Source organism: Pseudooceanicola nanhaiensis, assembly GCF_020171315.1.
GTDB lineage: Bacteria > Pseudomonadota > Alphaproteobacteria > Rhodobacterales > Rhodobacteraceae > Pseudooceanicola > Pseudooceanicola nanhaiensis_A.
This window is the reverse complement of the sequence record NZ_JAIUZP010000007.1, coordinates 315,492-337,652: the sequence shown is the minus strand read 5'-3', so window position 1 is coordinate 337,652 and position 22,161 is coordinate 315,492. Positions and strand designations below refer to the sequence as shown.

The 22,161-nt window shown below is 66.8% G+C and carries 21 protein-coding genes; 10 read left to right on the top strand and 11 right to left on the bottom strand.

What is annotated here, in order from left to right; genetic code table 11:
- Positions 1-18: 18 nt before the first annotated feature.
- The 4 genes from LCM32_RS13995 to LCM32_RS13980 all read right to left on the bottom strand — a co-directional run bounded on the left by LCM32_RS13995 (position 19) and on the right by LCM32_RS13980 (position 3,648).
- Complete coding sequence (locus LCM32_RS13995) at positions 19-963, bottom strand: IS1595 family transposase (protein WP_224821694.1); 945 nt, start codon at positions 961-963, stop codon at positions 19-21.
- 266 nt (positions 964-1,229) lie between these two features.
- The gene (locus LCM32_RS13990) at positions 1,230-1,571 is read right to left on the bottom strand and encodes a DUF2794 domain-containing protein (protein WP_224821693.1); all 342 of its coding nucleotides are present in this window, start codon (positions 1,569-1,571) and stop codon (positions 1,230-1,232) included.
- Between the two features lie 93 nt (positions 1,572-1,664).
- Complete coding sequence (locus tag LCM32_RS13985) at positions 1,665-2,420, bottom strand: SDR family NAD(P)-dependent oxidoreductase (protein ID WP_224821692.1); 756 nt, start codon at positions 2,418-2,420, stop codon at positions 1,665-1,667.
- Between the two features lie 10 nt (positions 2,421-2,430).
- Positions 2,431-3,648, bottom strand: coding sequence for an acyl-CoA dehydrogenase family protein (locus LCM32_RS13980; RefSeq protein ID WP_224821691.1), 1,218 nt, complete (start codon positions 3,646-3,648; stop codon positions 2,431-2,433).
- Positions 3,649-3,808: 160 nt separating this feature from the next.
- On the opposite strand from LCM32_RS13980, the gene LCM32_RS13975 reads away from it, so the two are divergent.
- The 3 genes from LCM32_RS13975 to LCM32_RS13965 all read left to right on the top strand — a co-directional run bounded on the left by LCM32_RS13975 (position 3,809) and on the right by LCM32_RS13965 (position 7,075).
- Entirely contained in the window at positions 3,809-5,356 is a 1,548-nt protein-coding gene (locus LCM32_RS13975; RefSeq protein ID WP_224821690.1) for a class I adenylate-forming enzyme family protein, read from the top strand.
- Positions 5,353-6,132 carry an SDR family NAD(P)-dependent oxidoreductase gene (locus tag LCM32_RS13970; protein ID WP_224821689.1) on the top strand — a complete coding sequence of 260 codons (780 nt, stop codon included), beginning with the start codon at positions 5,353-5,355 and terminating at the stop codon, positions 6,130-6,132. Before LCM32_RS13975 ends, LCM32_RS13970 begins: the two co-directional genes overlap by 4 nt.
- A 121-nt stretch (positions 6,133-6,253) precedes the next feature.
- Positions 6,254-7,075, top strand: a complete 822-nt coding sequence (locus tag LCM32_RS13965; RefSeq protein WP_224821688.1) for an IclR family transcriptional regulator — start codon at positions 6,254-6,256, stop codon at positions 7,073-7,075.
- Between the two features lie 53 nt (positions 7,076-7,128).
- On the opposite strand, the gene LCM32_RS13960 is transcribed toward LCM32_RS13965, so the two are convergent.
- Positions 7,129-8,097, bottom strand: coding sequence for an NADPH:quinone oxidoreductase family protein (locus LCM32_RS13960; RefSeq protein ID WP_224821687.1), 969 nt, complete (start codon positions 8,095-8,097; stop codon positions 7,129-7,131).
- Positions 8,098-8,296: 199 nt separating this feature from the next.
- Here LCM32_RS13960 and LCM32_RS13955 point away from each other — a divergent pair, with 199 nt between their 5' ends.
- From LCM32_RS13955 to LCM32_RS13945, 3 genes are all read left to right on the top strand, one after another.
- On the top strand, positions 8,297-9,940 hold the full coding sequence (locus tag LCM32_RS13955; RefSeq protein ID WP_224821686.1) for a long-chain fatty acid--CoA ligase: 1,644 nt from the start codon (positions 8,297-8,299) through the stop codon (positions 9,938-9,940).
- Positions 9,941-10,091: 151 nt separating this feature from the next.
- A complete protein-coding gene (locus LCM32_RS13950; protein ID WP_224821685.1) occupies positions 10,092-10,691 on the top strand; it encodes a DUF760 domain-containing protein in 600 nt (199 codons plus the stop codon).
- A 317-nt stretch (positions 10,692-11,008) separates the two neighbouring features.
- Positions 11,009-12,211 carry an MFS transporter gene (locus LCM32_RS13945; RefSeq protein ID WP_224821684.1) on the top strand — a complete coding sequence of 401 codons (1,203 nt, stop codon included), beginning with the start codon at positions 11,009-11,011 and terminating at the stop codon, positions 12,209-12,211.
- A 124-nt stretch (positions 12,212-12,335) separates the two neighbouring features.
- Here the strand turns inward: LCM32_RS13945 and LCM32_RS13940 are convergent, their stop codons facing one another.
- Genes LCM32_RS13940 through LCM32_RS13930 form a run of 3 tightly spaced genes read right to left on the bottom strand, consistent with a single transcriptional unit; the run spans position 12,336 to position 15,043 of the window.
- Positions 12,336-13,508, bottom strand: a complete 1,173-nt coding sequence (locus LCM32_RS13940) for a nitrogen fixation protein FixF (RefSeq protein ID WP_224821683.1) — start codon at positions 13,506-13,508, stop codon at positions 12,336-12,338.
- The gene (locus LCM32_RS13935; protein ID WP_224821682.1) at positions 13,505-14,383 is read right to left on the bottom strand and encodes a glycosyl transferase; all 879 of its coding nucleotides are present in this window, start codon (positions 14,381-14,383) and stop codon (positions 13,505-13,507) included. Before LCM32_RS13935 ends, LCM32_RS13940 begins: the two co-directional genes overlap by 4 nt.
- Positions 14,384-14,389: 6 nt before the next feature.
- Positions 14,390-15,043 (bottom strand): peroxiredoxin, encoded by a 654-nt coding sequence (locus LCM32_RS13930; RefSeq protein ID WP_224821681.1) that lies wholly within the window; start codon positions 15,041-15,043, stop codon positions 14,390-14,392.
- Between the two features lie 283 nt (positions 15,044-15,326).
- On the opposite strand from LCM32_RS13930, the gene LCM32_RS13925 reads away from it, so the two are divergent.
- Positions 15,327-16,766, top strand: coding sequence for an aldehyde dehydrogenase family protein (locus LCM32_RS13925; RefSeq protein ID WP_224821680.1), 1,440 nt, complete (start codon positions 15,327-15,329; stop codon positions 16,764-16,766).
- A gap of 171 nt (positions 16,767-16,937) precedes the next feature.
- Entirely contained in the window at positions 16,938-17,558 is a 621-nt protein-coding gene (locus LCM32_RS13920) for a hypothetical protein (protein ID WP_224821679.1), read from the top strand.
- A gap of 46 nt (positions 17,559-17,604) precedes the next feature.
- Here LCM32_RS13920 and LCM32_RS13915 read toward each other — a convergent pair whose 3' ends face one another.
- Together LCM32_RS13915 and LCM32_RS13910 are read right to left on the bottom strand one after the other, a co-directional pair.
- Entirely contained in the window at positions 17,605-18,288 is a 684-nt protein-coding gene (locus tag LCM32_RS13915) for an RluA family pseudouridine synthase (RefSeq protein ID WP_263618182.1), read from the bottom strand.
- Between the two features lie 36 nt (positions 18,289-18,324).
- On the bottom strand, positions 18,325-18,945 hold the full coding sequence (locus LCM32_RS13910; RefSeq protein WP_224821678.1) for a LysE family translocator: 621 nt from the start codon (positions 18,943-18,945) through the stop codon (positions 18,325-18,327).
- A 155-nt stretch (positions 18,946-19,100) separates the two neighbouring features.
- On the opposite strand from LCM32_RS13910, the gene LCM32_RS13905 reads away from it, so the two are divergent.
- Together LCM32_RS13905 and LCM32_RS13900 are read left to right on the top strand one after the other, a co-directional pair.
- A complete protein-coding gene (locus LCM32_RS13905; RefSeq protein ID WP_224821677.1) occupies positions 19,101-19,439 on the top strand; it encodes an STAS domain-containing protein in 339 nt (112 codons plus the stop codon).
- Between the two features lie 31 nt (positions 19,440-19,470).
- The gene (locus LCM32_RS13900) at positions 19,471-19,917 is read left to right on the top strand and encodes an ATP-binding protein (RefSeq protein WP_224821676.1); all 447 of its coding nucleotides are present in this window, start codon (positions 19,471-19,473) and stop codon (positions 19,915-19,917) included.
- Positions 19,918-20,625: 708 nt separating this feature from the next.
- Here LCM32_RS13900 and LCM32_RS13895 read toward each other — a convergent pair.
- A complete protein-coding gene (locus tag LCM32_RS13895) occupies positions 20,626-22,032 on the bottom strand; it encodes an FAD-binding oxidoreductase (protein WP_224821675.1) in 1,407 nt (468 codons plus the stop codon).
- Positions 22,033-22,161: the final 129 nt, after the last annotated feature.

The window sequence follows — 22,161 nt, the reverse complement described above, 5'->3', positions numbered from 1 at the left end:
TCAATAACCTATTTGTCATTAGATATCAGCCCTTTGGTACGTTAGCCGCTTGCCGACTACCGAGCGCAGCGCGATTTCACCGCGCTCCATATCCTCAACACCATTGGCCGAGCGATTGTTGTAGCGGAACTCAAACTCAGCCGCGTAGCGGTGCAGGTGCTTCTTTGAGCAATGCTGGTACACTCCCTTCATGCCGCGCTTAAAGACGCTGTAGTAGCCCTCGACTGTGTTGGTGTGGATATCGCCACGTCCAAACTCGCCAGCGCCGTGCTGAACGTGATCATGGGAAGCGAACTCAAGAGCAAGATCACCGTACCAGCGTGCTTCATCAGTCATGATGCTAGCCTCGCGGGCGATGTTATCACGCAGGATCGGCATGATGGTTTTCTTGTTCACGCTATCTAGAACGAAGTTGCGTGCCTGGCCGGTGTTGCGGTCCACGAGGGTCAGAACCTTCATCTTGTGGCCCCAGCCGTTGCGCTTGGCACGGCCCGGCTCACGACCGATGTATGTCTCGTCTACCTCTACAGTGCCGCCACCAGCTCCGAAGTCAAAGCTCCCATCTGTACGCATTGCCTCGCGGATGCGGTGAGCCATGAACCATGCGCTCTTGTGCGTGATTTCCAGAACGCGGTGCAGTTGGTGCGCGCTGATACCCTTCTTGCTGGACACCATCAGGTGAATTGCTTGAAGCCACTTGAACATTTCGATGTGGCTTTCCTCGAAGATAGTTCCCTTGCGGACGGTGAATTGCTTACGGCACCCACGGCACTTCCACAGGCCGAAACGCTCCTTGCCTTCAGGGTGCTTCTTGCTGGCCTTCGTGCGTACGCCTTCAAGCTTGTATGCGCTATCCACAACGCCGCAGTGCGGGCAAACTGGACCGTTCGGCCACAGAATGCTCTCGACGTGCGCAAATGCTGCGGCTTCGTTGTGCATGTAGGCTTTAGACAGAACAGACATGGCGGGCTTCCTTATCTCTATGACTTAGATATAGGAATCCGATGTGGGTTTGTCAAATATACAATCGCCTTCCAGAAATACTCCGGGGGAATTGGCCCCGGCACGGGGCCAAGGGGGCAGCGCCCCGTCGGACCGCTTCAAGGCCGGGCTGGCCGGGGCAAGTTCTCCGATCCGGCAGGTGCCCCGCCGAGCGGGTGGCACCCAAAATTCTTCGAAGAATTTTGGCAAGAATTTTCGAAAATTCTTGCGCGCTCCCGGCGGGCGGATCACTCCACCGCGCGGATCAGCTTGCGCTCCAGCACCCGCAGCACGGTGCGCAGGTCATGGCCGCGTTTGAGGATCTGCCCCTCCATGCTGATCACCGCGTATTGGCCCTGCTTGTTGCGCAGGGCGGGGCGTTTCTCGATCCGGTAGAGGGGGTGTTCGGCGGTGCGCCGGAAGACGGAAAAGATCGCCACGTCCCGGAGGCTGGAGATCCCGTAATCCCGCCATTCGCCCGCGGCGACCATCCGGCCGTAGAGCGACAGGATGACGTTGAGTTCCGTGCGGTGAAAGGCCACCTGGTTGGGCATGGGGCCCGGCGCCGGGGAAAGGGGTGCAACGCTCATGGGTCAAACCTGCGCCTCGTATCCGCGAAAATCAAGTGCACAGGGTGGTTAACGGGCGGCGCCCCGTCCGGACAGGGCGCCGCGCCGCAAGTCTCAGCGAATTGTCTCGCCGCCATCGGCCACGATGGTCTGTCCGGTGACGTAGCCCGCCGCGGGCGTGGCCAGCCAGAGCGCGGTGCCGGCGATCTCCTCGGGTGCGCCGATCCGGCGCAGGGGGGTCGCGTTCTCGATCGACGCGATCCGCTTGGGATCTTCCCAGAGCGCGCGGGCGAAATCGGTCTTGATCAACCCCGGCGCAATGGCGTTCACCCGGATGCCCTTCGGCCCCCATTCAAGGGCGAGGTTGCGCGCGAGCGCCGCCTCGGCCGCCTTCGAGACGCCATAGGCCCCGATATCCGTGCTGCCCCGGATGCCCGCGATGGAGGAGAGCAGGATCACGCTGCCCGCGCCCCGCTCCGCCATGCCCGGAAGGACCATGTTGCACAGGTTCAGTGTCGAGCGGACGTTGGTCACCATGATCTTGTCGAAGGCCTCGTCCGAGATCCCCGCCATGGGCCCGTAGACCGGGTTGATCGCGGCATTGCAGACCAGCACGTCGATCCGGCCCCAGAGGTCCAGCGTCTGGTCCACCAGCGCCTGCAACGCCTCGCGCCGCCCGATGTGGCAGGGGATCGCCACCGCCGTGCCGCCCGCCGCCTCGATGGCCGCGACCACCGGGGCGCAGGCCTCCTCCGTGCGGGAGGAGACGACGACTTTCGCCCCCGCCTGCGCGAAAAGCTCGGCAATTGCCCGCCCGATCCCACGGGAGGAGCCGGTGACGATCGCCACCTTGTCTGTCAGGTCAAACATCCTCGCCTCCTCAGTTCCGGTAGGGTTTCAGTTCGAGCTTGGCGATTGCCTCGCGGTGCACCTCGTCGGGGCCATCCACCAGCCGCAGGGTACGGGCATGGGCATAGGCCGAGGCGAGATGCGTATCCTGGCTGACGCCCATGGCGCCGTGCAGCTGGATCGCGCGGTCGATGACCTTCTGGACCATGTTCGGGGCCACGACCTTGATCATCGCGATCTCCTTGCGGGCGGCCTTGTTGCCCACCGTGTCCATCATATGCGCCGCATGCATGGTCAGCAGGCGGGCCTGGTCGATCTCGCAGCGGCTCTCGGCGATCCAGTGCTTGGTCACGCCCATGTCGGCCATCGTCTTGCCGAAGGCCTCCCGCGCCATGGCCCGTCGGCACATGGTCTCCAGCGCGCGTTCAGCCTGACCGATGGCGCGCATGCAGTGATGGATGCGCCCCGGCCCGAGCCGCCCCTGCGCGATCTCGAAGCCGCGCCCCTCGCCCAGCAGGATGTTCGAGGCCGACACCCGGACGTTGTCATAGTGTATCTCGGCATGGCCGTGGGGCGCGTGGTCATAGCCAAAGACGGTGAGCGGCCGCTCGATCTTCACCCCCGGCGTGTCCAGCGGCACGAGGATCATCGACTGCTGCTTGTGCTTCTCCGCCGTGGGGTCGGTCTTGCCCATGACGATGGCGATCTTGCAGGCGTGGTCCATCGCGCCGGACGACCACCATTTGCGCCCGTTGATCACGTAGTCATCGCCGTCGCGGCGGATCTCCGTCTCGATGTTCGTGGCATCCGACGAGGCCACCGCGGGCTCCGTCATCGAGAAGCAGGAGCGGATCTCGCCCGCCAGCAGCGGCGTCAGCCACCGGGCCTTCTGTGCCTCGGTCCCATAGAGGTAGAGCGTTTCCATGTTGCCCGTGTCCGGGGCCGAGCAGTTGAACGGCTCCGACCCGATATGGGACCGGCCCATGACCTCGCAGAGCTGCGCGTAGTCGAGGTTCGACAGGCCCGCGCCGCCATACTCCCCCGCATGGGGATGGAACAGGTTCCACAGCCCCGCCGCCTTTGCCTTCTGCTTCAGCTCGGCCATGATCGGCGGTGTTTTCCAGGGATCGCCCTGCGCCTTCTGCTCTTCGAAGACCGGCTCGGCCGGATAGACATGGTCCTCCATGAAACGGATGACCTGTTCCCGGATCGCCTTGGCGCGATCGGAAATCGCAAACAGTGATGACATCGGTGCCTCCTCCTCCGATGGGCACAAGTGACACCCGATTCCCGGGCCTGTCAACTTTGCGGAATGATATTTCGTTGTGCGGAACATGTTGACGGCACGTCCCGTCCGGTGCAGGCTGGCCGGACATTGCAGGACAGACAGAGCTTGGAGGAGGGCTTTGATGACCGCCGCGGCATTCCGCCTGAACGCACCCCAGATCGAGGGTGAGGAACTCGCATGTTTCGGAGAGCTGGTGGCCGCCCATGGCCGCAACCGCCCCGACCATATCGCAGTGATCGAAGGAGACAGGCACTGGACCTGGGCCGAGTTCACGGACCTCGTGGCCCGTCTGGCCGGGGCCCTGGCGGCGCGGGGGATCGGCCGCGGCGACATGGTGGCGAGCCTGTCGGAGAACTCCGCCGCCCATGTCGCGCTCTACACCGCCGTGCTGTGGTCCGGGGCCTGCATGGTGCCGCTGCCCTTCAGCGCCAGCGAGGCCGCGCTTCAGAAGATGCTGGAGAACTGCCGCCCCCGGCTGCTCTTTGCCTCCGACACCTATGCGAAAACCGCCGCGGCCCTGCGCTCGCCGCTGATGGTGCGCCTGTCGGAGCTTGACGCCTTCATCGGGGACGCCGCCCCGGCAGAGCCGGCCCATGTCGGCCCCGATGATCTCTTCGACATGATCTATTCCTCGGGCACCACGGGCGCGCCCAAGGGCATCGCCCATGACCACCGCTTCCGCACCCGGCAGCTGAACCGCATGACGGAACACGGCATGGACGGCGACAGCGTGGTGCTGATGTCCACGCCGCTCTATTCCAACACCACGCTGGTCTCGACCCTGAACGCGCAGGTGAAGGGCGCCACGCTGGTGGTGATGGGCAAGTTCGACGCGACGAAGTTCCTCGAGCTGTCGCAAACCCACCGGGTGACCCATTCGATGCTGGTGCCGGTGCAGTACATGCGGCTGATGGATCACCCCGATTTCGACAGCTACGACCTGAGCAGCTATCGCTGCAAAACCAGCACCTCGGCCCCGCTACCGGGCAGCCTGATCCAGCAGATCATGGACCGCTGGCCCGGGAACCTCGTGGAATACTACGGCATGACCGAGGGCGGGCCGACCACCTCGCTCGACTGCGGCGCCTTCCCCGAGAAGTGGGATACCGTCGGCAAGGCCAATCCGGGCTGCACGCTCCACGTCATCGACGAGGCGGGCCAGCAGCTGCCGCCCGGCTCCTACGGCGAGATCGTCGGCCGCTCCATCACCATGATGCCCGGCTACTACGGCGACGAGGAAAAGACGCGCGAATTGCTCTGGGTCGACGCGGCGGGCGATCACTACATCCGCACCGGCGACATGGGCCGCATCGACGAGGACGGCTTCGTCCACCTGCTCGACCGGCGCAAGGACATGATCATCTCGGGTGGGTTCAACATCTTTGCCGCCGATCTGGAGGCCGTGCTGCGCGGCCATCCCGATGTGGCCGACGTGGCGGTGATCGCGATCCCCAGCCGCGACTGGGGCGAGACGCCGCTCGGCTTCGTGGTGCCGCGCGCGGGCAGTGCGCCGGACCCGGAGGCGCTGCGCCAATGGGCCAACGAGAGGCTGGGCAAGATCCAGCGCCTCTCGGCCATCGAACTGCGCGAGGACCTGCCCCGCAGCGAGATCGGCAAGGTGCTGAAGCGCGAGTTGCGTGCGCCCTACTGGGAGAAGACCCCGGCATGACCGGACGGTTCGACGGCAAGGTGGCGATCGTCACCGGCGCGGCCAGCGGGATCGGCCGCGCCACTGCCGCTCGACTGGCCTCGGAAGGGGCCCGCGTGGTGCTGATCGACCTCTCGGCCGAGGCGCTCGAGGCCGCGATGCCCCGGGGCGATCACCTCGCCCTGCCCTGCGATGTCTCGGACGAGGCCTCGGTCGCGGCAGCCGTCGAGACCATCCGGAACCGCATGGGCCGCATCGACGTGGTCTGCAACAACGCGGGCATCCTCTGCTCCCACGCGCCGATCACGGACGTGGACATGACCCAGTGGCAAAGGGTCATAGGCGTGAACCTCGTGGGGCCGTCGTTGTTCCTGAAATACGCGGGCCGCGCGATGATCGAACAGGGCGAGGGCGGGGCTTTCGTCAACACCGCCTCGGTGGCGGGCATCCGGTCTGGTGCGGGTGGCAACATCTACTCCGCCTCCAAGGCGGGGGTGATCAACCTCACCCAGACGGCGGCCTGCGACCTCGGCCAGCACCGCATCCGGGTGAACGCGGTCTGCCCCGGTCTGATCGAGACGGGGATGACCAGGCCGGTCTTCGACTATGCGCGCGGGGCGGGCAAGGAGGGCAAGCTCGGCTCGCGCTGCGAGCTGCGCCGCTATGGCCGGCCGGAGGAGATCGCCGCGGCCATCGCCTTCCTCGCCTCGGACGACGCCTCCTTCATCACAGGGCAGGCGCTGCCGGTGGACGGCGGGAACACCGCTTCGCTGAACCTGCCGGGGATGAAGGTATGAGCACAGCGGGTGCCCTGACACGAAATGCAGCGCGGGCAGGCTTGACCGCGGGGAAGACGGGGCGCTAGCAGGGATTTCAATTTCCGCATTGCGGGACATGGGTAGAGAACGGGAACAGATCTTGCGCAAACGGGTCACAGAAACCGCGGCAACGCCCGAGGAAACCGGGTACGAGAACGACCGCCAGTTCGTCACCGCCCTGAACCGGGGCCTCCAGATCCTGCGGGCCTTCCGCCCCACGGACAAGGCGGGGCTTGGCAACTCGGAGCTGGCGGACCGCACCGGCCTGCCGAATTCCACCGTCTCGCGGCTGACCTTCACGCTGCTGAAGTCCGGCTACCTCGTCTATGACGAGGCCACGGGCCGCTACCGCATGGGCGTGCCGGTGCTCTCGCTGGGCTATGCCTGCCTCGCCGGGCTGCATGTGCGCGAGACGGCGCAGGTCTACATGCAGCAACTCGCCAACGAGTGTGGCGACGGCATCCTGCTGGCGCTTGGCGGGCGCGACGACATGACGATCACCTACATCGCCTGTGCCCGGTCCACCGGCGTGATCTCGCTGCAGCTCTCCGTGGGGTCGCGGATCTCGCTGGCGCGTTCTGCGATGGGGCGGGCCTATATCGCCGGCACCTCCGAGGCCGAGCGGGCCGAGATCCTCGCCCGGGTGCAGGATCGCTATCCGCCGGAACAGGCGCAGGAGATCCTCGACGGGATCGAGGACGCCGCAGAGCAGATCCGCACCAAGGGGTTCTATACCAGCGTCGGCGCCTGGCAGAAGGACGTGAACGCCGTGTCGGTCCCGTTCCGCTCGCAGCAGCCCGATACGCCGATGTTGGCCTTCAACCTCGGCGGCTATGCCTATTCGCTGCCCAAGGAGCGGCTGGAAAACGAGCTTGGTCCCAAGCTGGTCGAACTGGCCCGCAAGGTCAGCCGCGCCGAGTGATCACCGACTGACCGACGCGGCCCCGAACGCATCGGGACCGCGTGCGTGTCACCTCAGGGGATCAGCGCCAGCTTGCCCACGGCACCGCGGGCCAGCACCCTCTCCAGCACCTGCGCGGCCTCGGCCATCGGGTAGCGGCCCTCGACCAGCGGCTTGACCTTGCCCTCGGCCCACCAGCCCATGAGCTCTGCCATGTTGGCGCGGTAGGCGGCCGGATCGTTGCGCCGCCAGTTGCCCCAGAAGACACCGACGACGGCATATTCCTTCACCAGCGCGAGGTTCACCGGGAACTGCGGGATCTCGCCGCTGGCGAAACCGATCACCAGCAACCGCCCTTCGCGCGCCATGAAACGGGTGGCGGCCTTGAAGGGCTCTCCCCCCACCACGTCATAGACCACGTCGGCACCGCGCCCGCCGGTCAGCCGCTTCACGTCGTCCTTGAGGCTGTCGTAGCCGATGACGTGATCCGCCCCGGCCTCTGCCGCGATCTTGCGCTTCGCCTCGGAGGAGCAGACGCCGATCACGGTGGCGCCCATGATCTTGCCGATCTGCACCGCCGCCACGCCCGTGGAGCCGGAGGCCCCGAAGACCACCAGCACCTCGCCCGGTCGCAGGTTGGCGCGCTGCTTCAGCGCGTGGTGCGAAGTGCCATAGGCGACCAGCAGGGCCGTCGCCTCGGCCGCGTCCATGCCTGCGGGCAGCGGGAAGGTCTGCTCCGCCGGGCAGATCACCTGCTCGGCATAGCCGCCCAGCGAGGTGACACCGGCCACCCGGTCGCCCGGGGCCAGATCGGTGACGCCCGCACCCACCGCCTCGACCACGCCCGCGACCTCCATGCCGGGGGTAAAGGGCGCCTCGGGCTTCATCTGGTAGAGCCCCTGCACCAGCAGCCCGTCGGGGAAATTCACCCCGGCCGCTTCGGTGCGCACCAGCACCTCGCCCGCGCCGGGCGCAGGCGCCGCGATCTCTTCGTAGGCGAGCGTGTCCAGCGGGCCGAACCCGTGGCAGACGATGGCTTTCATGGTGGTCCTCCTCTCAATCCTCCGGCGCCGAGACTAGGACCAGCCGCCACGGGATACCATTGGAAACAGGGGATTTCCGCCGAAATTCGAACAGCGTTCCGCACAGCGGAACCCTGAGGTCACAAAGTGCGGAAATGAGTTTCGCAAGCACCTTCGCAGCGCTACCCTTCTGAGTGGAGGAATAGGGAGGAGGTGCCTCATGAAAGGCATGATGATGCAGCGTCCGCTGCTGATTTCGGAGATTCTCGAATACGGGGCAGAGGCCTATCCGACGGCCGAGGTCGTCTCGGTCCGGACAGAGGGCGACATCCACCGCGAGACCTTTCCAGAGCTGCGCGACCGGGCGGCCCAGACGGCCCATGCCCTGCGCGCCGAGGGGATCGAGTCGGGCGACCGTGTCGCGACGCTGGCGTGGAACGGCCATCGCCACCTTGAGCTTTACTACGCGATCTCGGGCATCGGGGCGGTCTGCCACACGATCAATCCCCGGCTGTCGGCCGAGCAACTGCTCTATATCGTGTCCCACGCCGAGGACCGGCTGCTGTTTCTCGACACCACCTTCGTGCCGGTCATCGCCGCCGTACGGGACCAGCTGCCCGAGGACATGCGGTTCGTGATCATGACGGACCGGGCGCATATGCCCGACACGCCGTTCCCGGCGCTCTGCTACGAGGAGTTGCTGGAGCACCAGCCGACCGCGATCGACTGGCCGGAGTTCCCCGAGGAGACCGCCGCCGGGCTCTGCTACACCTCGGGCACCACGGGAAATCCCAAGGGCGCGCTCTACAGCCACCGCTCCACCGTACTGCACGCGATGATGATCGGCCTGATGCAGAGCCATTCCTTCCAGGAGGGGCGCAAGGTGCTGCCGGTGGTGCCTCTGTTCCACGTGAACGCCTGGGGTCTGCCCTATTCCGCGCTGCTCTGCGGTCTGTCGCTGGTGATGCCGGGGCCTGCGCTCGACGGGCCCAGCCTCTTCAAGCTGATGGATGACGAGGGCGTCTATTCCGCCTGGGGCGTGCCCACCGTCTGGCAGGGCCTGCTGGCCGAGATCAAGGCGCAGGGGCGGATGCCGCGGGAATTCGCGGATGTCGTCGTCGGCGGCTCTGCCGCGCCGCGTTCGATGATCGAGGCGTTCGAGAGCCGCGGCGCCACCGTGGGCCACGCCTGGGGCATGACCGAGATGAGCCCCGTCGGCAGCCATGGTGCCCTGCCAGCCTACCTCGCCGATGCCCCCTTCGAGGAGCAGATGGCCGCCAAGGCGAAACAGGGCCGGCGCTGCTTTGGCGTGGACTTCAAGATCGTGAACGAGGATGGACAGCGCCAGCCCCATGACGGCAAGGCGGTGGGGGAGCTCTTCGTGCGCGGCAACACCGTCGTCTCGGGCTACTTCCGCAACGAGGAGGCGACCGAGGCCGCGATGGACAGCGAGGGCTGGTTCGGCACCGGCGATGTCGCCTCGATCGACCCGAAGGGCTTCCTGGTGATCCAGGACCGGGCCAAGGACCTGATCAAGTCGGGCGGCGAGTGGATCAGCTCCATCGACCTCGAAAATGCCGCCATGGCCCATCCTGCGATTGCCAGCTGCGCGGCCATCGGCGTGGCCCACCCCAAATGGGACGAACGCCCGATCCTTGTGGCCGTTGCCGCTGGCGAGGCGCGTCCGACGCTGGAGGAGATGCACGACCACCTGTCGGAGCATTTCGCCAAGTGGCAGCTGCCCGACGATCTTCTCTGGGTCGAGGCCCTGCCGCTGACCGCGACCGGCAAGGTCAGCAAGCTGACACTGCGCAAACAGCTGGCGGAGTACGAGCATCCCGAGCTGCGCGTGCTGGCGGAGTAGATTGGCCACCGGGGGGCCGCAGGATACCGCCCCCGGCAGCGGCCCGTCCATGCTGCGGCCCGTCTGCATCTCGGCCCACGCCGCGAGAAAGCGCTTTCCGGGCCGCCCCAGCCGCATGTATCGTGGTTCTCGCATATCTTGGGAGAGCCTGATGCCATCCACCCTGCACCGTCCTGCCCGCCATCCCGCTGCACGCCTCGCGCTTGCCGTTGCCCTGCTGTGCGCCGCCCCCGCCGTGCAGGCCCAGATGATGGGCCATGGCCCGGGGGCCGGGATGCATGGCCACGGCGCCGATGGCACCGGGCACGACGAGGTGACGATGCCCGGCCTTCAGGGCCGCAACGCCACGCCGGAGGAAAGCGCGGAACTGGCCGTCATGTTCCGCAACTTCCCCACGTTCACCCGCGAGGTGACGAACCTGCCTGATGGCATCCGCACCGTGACCCGCTCCTCCGACCCGGAGGTGATGGAGGTGCTGATCAGCCATGTCACCGGGATGATCGGCCGGGTCGAGGCGCAGGACGATCCGCAGATTGTCATCCAGAGCCCGACCCTCGACATCTTCTTCGAGCGCTCCGACCGGATCGAGACCGAGATCGACGTGACGGACGAGGGCATCGTGGTGACACAGACCTCGACCGATCCCGATCTGGTCGAAGCGCTGCATGTCCATGCCGCCGAGGTCTCGGACATGGCCGCGCGCGGGATGCAGGCCGTGCACGAGAGGATGATGCGCCGGGCCGGGAACTGACCTGACACTGCAAGCTGCCCGCACGGGGGACGACCGATCCGGGCGGCCTCTCCCGAACACGCATCGTCCCCCCGCGCGCGGTTTCACAGGCAAGACGCCGGTGCGCCGATGGGCTGGCGTCGGACCGTACAATCGGTGGAAAGCCGCCGCTTTGCCCCGATCCGGCGTCAGAAACCTGTCACAGTGAGGGATTACATCCTCCTCTACCCCGGTCTTGCGCCGGTATCCCTCCCGGGGGACTTGCGATAGCTGCCGCTTCGTCGCATCTGAGAGGGAGGGAGAGGACCCCCTGACCGCCCTCAAACGAAAGCCTCGCCTTGTCTACATCCACGATTGCCCCCGCTTCGGCGGCCGAGGCCTCGGCCGCTATCGTCATTTTCTCGCTCGCGCTCGGTGGTTTTGCCATCGGCACGACCGAATTCGCCTCCATGGCCCTGCTGCCCTATTTCGCCCCCGAACTCGGCGTGAGCGAAGCACAGGCTGCTCAGGCCATCAGCGCCTATGCCCTCGGTGTCGTGATCGGCGCGCCGCTGCTGGCCGTGCTCGGCGCCCGGCTGCCCCGCCGCCGGTTCCTCGTCTGGCTGATGCTGGCCTTCGCCGTCTTCAACACCGCCTCGGGCCTCGCGCACAACTTCGGCACGATGCTCGTCTTCCGCTTCCTCTCGGGCCTGCCGCACGGCGCCTACTTCGGCGTCGGCGCGCTGATGGCGGCCTCGGTCGTCTCGCCCAAGAAGCGGACACAGGCCGTGGCGATGCTCATGGTCGGCCTGACCGTGGCCACGACACTGGGCGTGCCGCTGGCGAACTTCCTCGGCCAGACGATCGGCTGGCGCTGGGGCTTTGCCCTCGTGGGCGTTCTGTCCCTGATCACCGCGGCGGCCGTCCACATCTTCGCCCCGCGCGGCACCGGCACGGCGGGCGGCAACGCCCTGCGCCAGCTCTCGGCGCTGAAGAACCGGCAGGTGCTGCTGACGCTCGCCACGGCGGCGATCGGCTTCGGCGGGTTCTTCGCCGTCTACACCTACTTCACGCTGACCGCGATGGAGGTGACCCATGTGCCCGAGGCCGTCGTCCCCGGCCTGCTGATGATCTTCGGCCTCGGCATGACCGTGGGGACGATCCTGCTCGGCTGGGCCGCGGACCGGAACCAGACCCTGTCGATCTACGGCATCATGGGCGCCAACGTGCTGGCGCTGCTGTGCTACCCGATGGCGACCGGCGCGGGCTGGTCCATGGCGCTGGTGGGCTTCTGCATCGGCATGACCTCCTCCACCGGCACGGCGATCCAGGCCCGGCTGATGGACGTGGCCGGCGATGCGCAGGAACTGGCGGCGGCGCTGAACCACTCGGCCTTCAACACCGCCAATGCCATCGGCCCGGCCGTGGCCGCCGCGGCGCTGACGCTGGGCTGGGGCCTGCCGGCCACCGGCTATGTCGGCGCGCTGCTGACGGCCATCGGGATCGTGCTCTTCACGATCACCGTCCTCGACGCCAAGCGCAACGGCACCGGCCCCACCTGACGCGATCACCGCCGTCCCGGGTCCATCCGGCCCGCTCCCGTCACGGCCCCCTGAAAGACGCAAACGGCGCGGTCCCCGCAGGGGACCGCGCCGTTTTCAATTTGGTCCGGCCGCGCCTGTGGCGCTAGCGGGGCGGCAGGGCGCGGATCGCCTCCGGCCCGCCCACGCGGGCGAGGATGCGCGCGCCGAGGTCGGCGGGCGGCTCGTTCTTCGGCCCCTGCACGAGGTAGCGATTCCAGAGCCAGCCGATCACCTGCCGCCTGAGCCGCGGATCGGGCCGCCAGTCGCGGGTCACCGCCAGCGCCCGGTCCAGCGCCTCAGGGTCCGGCGCATGCTGTACCAGCCCCTCGATGTTGTAGCAGGCCCGGCCCAGCGTGATCACCGGCTTGTCCAGCAGCAGCGCCTCGATCCCCACGGTGGAATTCAGCGTGATCACCGCCCGCGCCTGCCCAATCATCTCGGAGGTGACATTGCCGTTTGCAAAGATCACCCGCGGATGGGCGGGCCGCGTGCCCTTGACCGAGCGTTTGTAGCTCGGATGTTCCTTGATCACGAAGACCTCGTCCGGGTTCCGCTCCGCCGCCGCGATGATCGCGTCGAGAAACTGGCTCATGTCGCGGATCCACGGCGAGTGCAGCGTGACCTGCATGTCCGAGGGCACCTGGAACGGCACGAAGACAAAGCCGGGCTCCAGCGGCACTTCCTCCATCCCGGCCTTCTTGGCGGCGCGGTTGTTCACCGCCTGCGGCAGGCCTTCGGCGGCGAAATCCGCCTCCGTGTCGAGGTAGAAGCCCGGATCGCGCGGCATGGAATTGCCGCCGTTCAGCCCCACGGGATCGAACTGCATGGTCCGCGGGAAGAAACCGTTCTCGATGAAGACCCGGCGCATCCCCAGCCGGCCCGAGACATCCTTCAGCACCGATTCCGGGTAGTTCGACCCGTTGTAGATGATCGCCAGATCGTCGCGCCCCGTCAGCTCGGCCTCCAGCGCGTCGCGCAGCAGCGCCGCCTCGAACCGCTTGATCGCGCCATAGACGCCCCTCACCACCGGGTTGCCATAGAGCCACGGCAGGCGCATCGCCTTGCGGGTCAGGTTCCCCTCGACCAGCGGCCCGGCCGAGGGGCCGCTGACAAGCGCCCGCAGGATCGCCGTCAGCACCCCCGACAGCCCCCGCCGGCTAGAGAGCATCGACAGCGCCGCGCCCGTGCCGGTAGCATAGGTCACCACCTCGGGCGCCAGCACCGCATCGAAGGCGGCAATCAGCTTCGTATCCAGCTTCACGAAACGCGCTGTCATGCGGCCCCCTCGGTCAGTTCCGCCGCGGGATAGCCGATATCCAGCAGCGCGGAAACCGGCGAGGCGCAGGTCAGGCGGATGCCCCGCCCCGAGGCCACATCGCGGGCAAGGGCGAAATGCGCAAGGATGCGCGCCTGCCCCTTCACGATCCCCGACCACGCCACCTGCCCCTTCTCCTCGTAGAAGCGGGGCGCATCGGCGTTCTTCAGGTCGATCCCCGCAAGGCAGATGTCGCGCGCACCCAGCCCCATGGCGATCTGCAACGCGGAAAAGGCCACGGTGCCGCATTTGACGATGCCGCGGTCGGGCCGCAGGGAGATGGCGGCGCTCTGCGTCGTCACCACATCGGATGAGCCCTCCAGCGCCTGCCGGGGCGCATCGAAAGGCTTGCGCAGGTCATCGACAAGGCCGATGGGCCGGTCGCGCAGGATCCCCCGGTCGCGGCTGGCGATAGCGCGGATCACGGAGGGCGCGAAGAAACAGGGCAGGTCCTCGGGCAGGTCGCGGCGCAGCATGGCAAGGTGGCGCCAGACGAAGCGTTCGTCCTCCACCACCAGCGCGGCAGGCCGCGGCAGGCGCGGCAGCAGGCAAAGCGCACCGTTCAGCATCAGCGCGGGCGCATCGAACCCCTCGATCCGCTGATCGGCCAGCGAGGGGCCGGAGCCGAGGATCACCGCGCGGTCGAGCCCCGGCAGAACCTCTGCATGGGGCCGCAGGCGGTTGAGTGCATGGCCGCGCCAAAGGATCTCTCCGCCCGCCTCGGGGCGGGAGAGCCGCAGCCCGGGCCACGTCTCCTCGAAATGCGCGCCCCGCCCTCCGCGCAGAAGACGGAAGGCGGGGCGGAGGATCCGCCGTGACAGCGGACGGTCAGACATGGGCGATCAGGCCGGGTTCTTGGCGAAGCGCAGGTAGGGCAGCTTCTTGTCCAGCGCGCCGTACTTGGCCTCTGCGGCGGCGTCATCCAGCGACAGGGCCACGATCACGTCCTGGCCGGTCTGCCAGTTGGCGGGCGTCGCCAGCGGCTGCTGGTAGGTGCGCTGCAGACCGTCGAGGGCGCGCAGCACCTCGGCGAAGTTGCGGCCCACGGACATCGGATAGATCATCGCAAGCTGGAGCTTCTTGTCCGGCGAGATGATGAAGACCGCGCGCACCGTGGCGCTGTCGGCCGGGGTGCGGCCATCGGGCAGGTAGGCATCGGCGGGCAGCATGTCGAAGGCCTTGGAAACCTCGAGGCCCTTGTCCGCGATGATCGGGAAACCGGCGGGCGCCGTGGCAAAGCTCTCGATGTCGCCCTTCCATTCCTTGTGCTCGTCCACGCCGTCGACCGACAGGCCGATCACCTTGGTGCCGCGCTTGGCCCATTCATCGGCCAGCTGCGCCACGGCGCCGAATTCGGTGGTGCAGACCGGGGTGAAATCCTTCGGGTGGGAGAAGAGGATCGCCCAGCTGTCACCGATCCAGTCGTGGAAGGTGATGGTGCCCTGATCGGTTTCGGCAGTGAAGTTCGGGACAGTATCGTTGATACGCAGAGCCATGAATTCCTCCTGTGGTCTGGCGTGGCTGACTTCTACATAGACCCCGCCCGAGATCATTTACACCCCCCTGCGACACCCCCGCACGCGGCAGGGGCGCACGGTCTCGCGAGCGCGCGGCGCGCGCCTGTCCGCTGGCCCCATAGATGCCGCATCCGTGGCCCGGGCTGATCTCTTGCGCCAACGGGGGCGGAGTGACAGAGTGCCCGGCGACTCCAGCGGAACCGCCGCCCGTCTGGCGGAATGCCCCCATTCCTTCCGCGGAGAATCCTTGAAGGAGACGACTATGATCGAGAAACGCCAGTTCTACATCAACGGTGCCTGGGTCGACCCTGCCGAGCCGCGCGATCTCGAGGTGATCAACCCCTCGACCGAGGAACCCTGCGCGATCATTTCGATCGGCTCTGAAGCCGATGCCAATGATGCCGTGGCCGCCGCCAAGGCCGCCTTCCCGGCCTGGGCCGCCACCCCGCCCGAAGAGCGCATCGCGCTGGTCGAGAAGTTCCTCGAAATCTACAAGGAGCGTCAGGAGGAGATGGCGCAGGCGATCTCCATCGAGATGGGCGCGCCGATCGATCTGGCCCGCAAGTCCCAGTGGGGCGCAGGCTACAGCCACACCAAGAACTTCCTGACCGCGGCCAAGGACTTCAAGTTCATCCGTCCGCTGGGCGACCACGCCCCGAACGACCGCATCGCCTATGAGCCGATCGGCGTCTGCGCGCTGATCACGCCCTGGAACTGGCCGATGAACCAGATCACCCTGAAGGTGATCGCGGCGGCCATCGCGGGCTGCACCATGGTGCTGAAACCCTCCGAGGAAAGCCCCCTCGACGCCCTGCTCTTCGCCGAGATGATGGATGCGGCGGGCTTCCCCAAGGGTGTCTTCAACCTCGTGAACGGCGACGGTGTGGGCGTGGGCTCGGTGCTCTCCAGCCACCCTGACGTGGACATGGTGTCCTTCACCGGCTCGACCCGCGCGGGCATCGCGATCTCCAAGGCGGCGGCCGACACGCTCAAGCGCGTGCACCTCGAACTGGGCGGCAAGGGCGCCAACGTGATCTTTGCCGACGCGGATGATGCGGCGGTCAAGCGCGGCGTGCTGCACATGATGAACAACTCGGGCCAGTCCTGTAACGCGCCGTCGCGGATGCTGGTGCAGAAGGGCGTCTACGACAAGGCCGTGGAAACCGCCGCGGAAGTGGCCAGCGCGGTCAAGGTCGCGCCCGCCTCGGAAGAGGGCAACCACATCGGCCCGGTCGTGAACGCGACCCAGTACGAGAAGATCCAGGGCCTGATCCAGAAGGGCATCGACGAAGGCGCGCGCCTTGTCGCCGGCGGCACGGGCCGTCCCGAGGGGCTGAACCGCGGCTTCTTCGTGCGGCCCACGGTCTTTGCCGACGTGAACAACCAGATGACCATCGCCCGCGAGGAGATCTTTGGCCCCGTGCTGACGATCATCCCCTTCGAGACCGAGGAAGAGGCCATCGAGATCGCGAACGACACGATCTATGGCCTGACCAACTACGTGCAGTCGCAGGACGGCGAACGGCGCAACCGCATGGCGCGCGCCCTGCGCTCCGGCATGGTCGAGATGAACGGCCAGTCGCGCGGCGCCGGGGCGCCCTTCGGCGGCATGAAAGCCTCGGGCAACGGCCGCGAGGCCGGCGTCTGGGGGCTGGAGGACTTCATGGAAGTGAAGGCAATCTCCGGCTGGGCGGCCGAGTGACCTTCGCCCAGCGGCTCAGCTGAGCTGCCAAAGCCCTGACCAAAAGACGCGGGCGTCCCACGGGCGCCCGCGTTTTCTTGCCTGACCGGAAAAAACTCATCCGAATCATGATCTGGATCGGTAGAAGATCAACGCGGCATTTCAAGAACCGCATCGGTTTGGGAAGACTTCATGAAACGTTGCTATGCGCTCCACAGCGGACATCTGGCCGGGGCTCTCGTTGTCCTCGCCGCCACGTCGCTGGCAGGCTGGCCGCTTGGCTCCACCCTGCTCACACGCGTGCACCCCGGTTTCGCGGCCATGGTGCCCAGTACGGCTGTGGCGTTCATCCTTCTCGGGGTCGCCTTGTTCGCGCGTCGCGCAGGACAGGATCACGCCGGGCTCTTTGCCAAGGCCCTCGGCGGTCTCGCCACGGCCAACCTGTTGGCCTATGCATGGCTCGGGACGGCGGGGCTCGATCCGGCGTTTCTGGCGCTGAATCCCGGCGATGGCGTCTCGCTCTGCACGATCACCTGTTTCCTGCTTGCGGCGGTCACGCTGCTGCTGCGCCTCAGCGACGACGCGGCCCTGCATGAAGTGGCCGATTACGTGGGGCTGGTCGGGCTCTCCACCGCACTGGCCGTCGTGGGCGGCCACGTGCTGCATGCCGAATTCCTCTACGAAATCGGCTTCTTCGCCGCCATGTCACTGCCGACGGCCATGCTCTTCTGCATCGCCTTCGCCGGGTTGCTCATGACGGACGAGGACCATGAAGCGCTGGATGACGGTTTCGACGGACCCTACGAGGCCTGATCCGAACCTCTCACAGTACTGACACGGCGCCCGGGGTCTCGCTCCTTCAGAACGGCGCCTTGGCCCGGAAGGTTACACCCCGGCCACCGTCCGGGTGGTTCAGGCGCAGCTCCTCCGAATGGAGCATCAGCCGCTCGTGATCCCGCGCCGCCCCCGTCGCATAAAAGGGATCGCCCAGGATCGGGTGGCCAAGCGCCAGCATATGCACCCGCAGCTGGTGACTGCGCCCGGTGAGCGGGGTCAGCCGCACGCGGCTCTCCTCCTCGCTCTGGCGCAGCACGCGCCAGTCGGTCTGCGCGGGCTTGCCGTTCTCGTGGTCCACCATCTGCAGCGGCCGGTTCGGCCAGTCCACGATCAACGGCAGGTCCACCCGGCCGGTCTTGGGCTCCAGCTTGCCGGAGACCCGCGCGATGTAGGTCTTCTTGGTCTGCCGCTTCTCGAACTGCAGGCCAAGGTGGCGCTGCGCATGGGGCGTCAGGCCAAAGATCATCACGCCCGAGGTGTCGCGGTCCAGACGGTGCACCAGCAGCGCCGTGGGAAAGACCTTCTGCACCCGGCTCAGCAGGCAATCGGCAAGATGCTCGCCCCGTCCCGGCACCGAGAGCAGGCCCGTCGGCTTGTCCACCACGAGGATCTCGTGATCCTCGTGCAGGATCTCGAGCGGCCCTTCAGGCGGGTTGTAGGGCGTCTGGATCGGCCCGGCGGCGGAGGTCTGGCTGCTGTCTGACATGGCGCGCGTGATACCGTGGTCGCGGCCCCCTGTCCATCACGCGCGCTGTGGCACCGCCGCGCCCGCCAGCAGCACGCCATAGAGCACGAAGCAGGCCGCCAGCCCGCGCCGGAACCATGTGTTGAAGGCCACGCCAAGGGCCGCGCGCCCGATGTAGACCCCCAGCAGCGTATAGGTCAGGTAGCTGAGCGAGGTGATGGTCAGCGCCGTCGGCACGATGACCGCCATCTGGGACCAGATCGGCACATCCGGCTGCACGAACTGCGAGAAGGCGGCGAGGTAGCCCGCCACCGACTTCGGGTTGATCGTGGCAATCATGAAGGCGCGGCCATAGACGGAGCCCGCGTTCACCGGGCCGATGTCGGCCGGTTTGCGCGCCCGCAGCCAGCCCCGCACGCCAGTCCAGACGAGGAAGCCCGCGCCCATGTATTTCGCGATCAGGAAGCCCGTGGGCGAGGCCGCGATCAGCGCCGTGATCCCCGCGGCGGAGAGGAACAGGAAGAGCAGCGACTGGGTCAGGATGCCGGCCACGCCCCAGAGCGCCTTCGGAAGGCCAAGCGTCATGCCGTTGGTGATGCAGTTGACCGCGTTTGGCCCCGGCGAGGTCACGAAGAGCACCCAGAACAACGCGAAAACCGTCCACCCGTCGAAACTCATTCCCGTCTGCCCTCCGATATGATCCAGATGCGTCAAGCAATGCCCGGCCCCGCCCGACTTTCCAGTGTAGAGGAGCGCAATCCCGGCGCGCGACACCGCTTGGTAAGGATTTCGCCCTAGCGTTAGGCAATCACCCCTGCGCAGAGGAGGGTCGGATGGACCTCGCCAGCGAGATGATCGGCGACCGGATGGTCGTCACGGTGCAGAGCGCCCGTATCGACGCCGCCGCCGCGATCCAGTTCAAGGACAAGATGCGGGTCGCCGCAGAGGGCAGCAGCCCCAAGGTTCTGCTCGACCTCTCGCAGGTGGACTTCATCGACAGCTCCGGCCTCGGGGCCATTGTCGGCGTGATGAAATGTCTCGCGCCCGAACGGCGTCTGGACCTCGCGTCGCTGCAGCCCAACGTGGAGCGTGTCTTCCGACTGACGCGGATGGACAGCGTCTTCATCATCTACCCCTCGCGCGAGGAGGCGCTCAGGACCCATGCACACTGAAATGCGCGGCAGCTCTCCCCTTTCCGGCACGATGCCCCCGCAGGAGGTGCGGCTGTCCTTCCCGGCCAGCGCCCTCGCCGTCCGCCGCGCCCTGCGCGGGATTCTTGTCGAACTCGCCCCGATCGGGCTCGGCTCCGATGAAACCGGCGTGGTGGAACTGGTGCTGGCCGAGGCGCTCAACAATGTCATCGAACATGCCTACGTCGGCTCTCAGCGCGGCTGGGTGGAGCTGACCTGCTGCCACCTGCCGGACGGGCTACACGTGACCATCCGGGACGAGGGCAAGCCACTGCCGGCCAGCCAGCTTCCCCTTGCGGCAGACCGTGTTCACCCTGCCGCGCTGGACCCCTTGCCCGAAGGCGGGTTTGGCTGGTTCCTGATCCGCGACCTCGCCCGCGACATGCAGTATGAGCGCATCGGGGACAGCAATGTCCTGCGCTTCAGGATCGCCGTCGGGTTGACGCGGCGCCTGCACTAGGCTGGCAGATCAGCGCAGGACCATGCGCCGCCATGATCTGACCGCGATGAGCCCGGATTGACCCCGCCAGACCGGGCCTCGCTGACGGCACCTTCCAGCGGAACGGCGAACAATGGGCCAACCCTTGGTAGGGCGAGCCTGTCTTGGCCCCCGCTCCCCGGTCCAGCCGACATCTCACCAATCTACCGACTCGCAGTCCCTCAGACCGGAAGGCCGGACTGATTCCCGGCTTCGGGGACACTTCGTCTCCAGACTGTCGCGCCCGGCCCGGCATTCCGGGGGAGTATACAGGTCCGATTCGCGCCGCCTCCAGCGCCCTGCGCGCCCGGGAACGACGGAGAACGCGCAAGAAACCGCACAATAAATATATGATTTTACTAGGATCTAAACCAATGCGTGTGCGCAGATGACTTTAGGTCGCCGCCGAACACAGAATTGCCCCAATCGCCCCCCAATGCGGTCAGAAACACAGGTCATATATGAACCTGTAGCTGCATATAGCTTCCCTCGGCGCCGCGTGTTTCAAGCCCCCACCCAGTACGCGGCGCCGGGGCACTACCCCGCAAGGGGTGAAGACCGCCCCGTCCGCGCAAACCGCTGGCGGGGCACTTCTTTTCAGTCAGTTACATTGGGCAAAGGCCGCCTCTTGCAAAGAGCCGGCCCTGTGTGTTCACCCCACCCAGATTGCCCTGCTCGGAGCTCCCCCAATCAGGCGGAGGGCAGCAGTTTTCCGGGGTTGAGGATATTCGCCGGGTCCAGCGCCGCCTTGATCGCCCGCATCGCCATCAACGAGGCCGGATCCTTGCGGCGCTCCATCGAGGTCAGCTTGAACGTTCCGATCCCGTGCTCGGCCGAGAAGGACCCGCCGAGGTCCAGCACGATCTCCTCGACCGCCTCCGTCACCGCATCAAGGCCCTTCTTGTCCAGCGCGCCACCGATCACGCTGTAATGGACGTTCCCATCGCCAAGATGCGCCACGATCGACGTCCGCGATGTGGGGTCGAGCTTGAGCCGCGCCGCGTCAGCCCGCGCGAGGAAGTCCTCCACACGATCCAGCGGCACCGCAACGTCGAGCACGACGACCGGGCCAAAGCTCGTCGCCATCTCGGCCGCGGCCTCGCGCATGGCCCAGAGACCGCGCCGCTGGCTTTCGTTCGCGGCGATGACTGCGTCACCGACATGCCCGGCCTCCATTTCCGCGGCCAGAACCTCCTCCAGCAGCGCCCGCATCGGGATCTCCCCGTCGGGGCCCGGGGTCGCGTCCCGCTCGGCAACAGCCCCCAGTTCGATCAGGATATTGACCGGCCAGGTGGCCTCGAAGGGCGCGCGCGCATCCGTGAAATGGGCAAGGTAATCGGTGACATAGGCATCGGGCATGAACTCGAAAGCCTCGACCGCGCCGCCCGTGGCCTCGCGCAGGCGGTTCAGCATCGGAAGCGTATCCGACAGTTCGGCCATGCCGACCATGGCGGTGATATGGGCGCGGGGCTTGGGCACCAGTTTCACCACGGCCGCCGTGATCACGCCCAGCGTGCCTTCGGACCCGATCAGGAGGTGGCGAAGATCGTAGCCGGAATTGTTCTTGTGCAGTTCATGCATGAGGTTCACCACCTCGCCGGTCGGCAGCACCGCCTCGATCCCGAGCACGAGGTCGCGGGTATTGCCATAGCGCAGGACGTTCGAGCCGCCCGCATTCGTCGCCAGCGCCCCGCCGATCCGTGCCGATCCCCGCGCGCCGAAGAACAGCGGGAAGCTCAGCCCAAGCTCCTCGACGGCGTTGTGCAGGTCCTCGAGGATCACCCCGGCCTCGACCACGGCGATGCGGGCGTCGGTACGGATCGCGCGGATCCGGTTCATCCGTTCGACCGACAGGATGATTGCCCCCTCGCCCATGCCGCCGCCCGCCAGACCGGTGCGCCCGGCAATCGGAACGACCGGCGTGCCGGTCTCGTTCGCCAGCTTCAGAACGGCGGCGACCTCCTCGGTCGAGCCCGCCCGCACGACCGCCAGAGGCTCGGCCCGCTGCGCCCCGGTCCAGTCCTCGGCCCAGGGCTCTGCCGCCGGTCCGGTAAGCACATGGTTCGGGCCGACAATGGCGGCGAGGCGGTCAATCATGACGGGTCCTTCCTTGAAACGCGCCGTACTATTGGCCCCTCTACACCGCAGAGGCAAGTCACCCTGCGTTAAGCGCAAAAAGCGGAAAATTCTGTCTTGACCTCCCCCGGCCCATCGCCTACTCAGCGC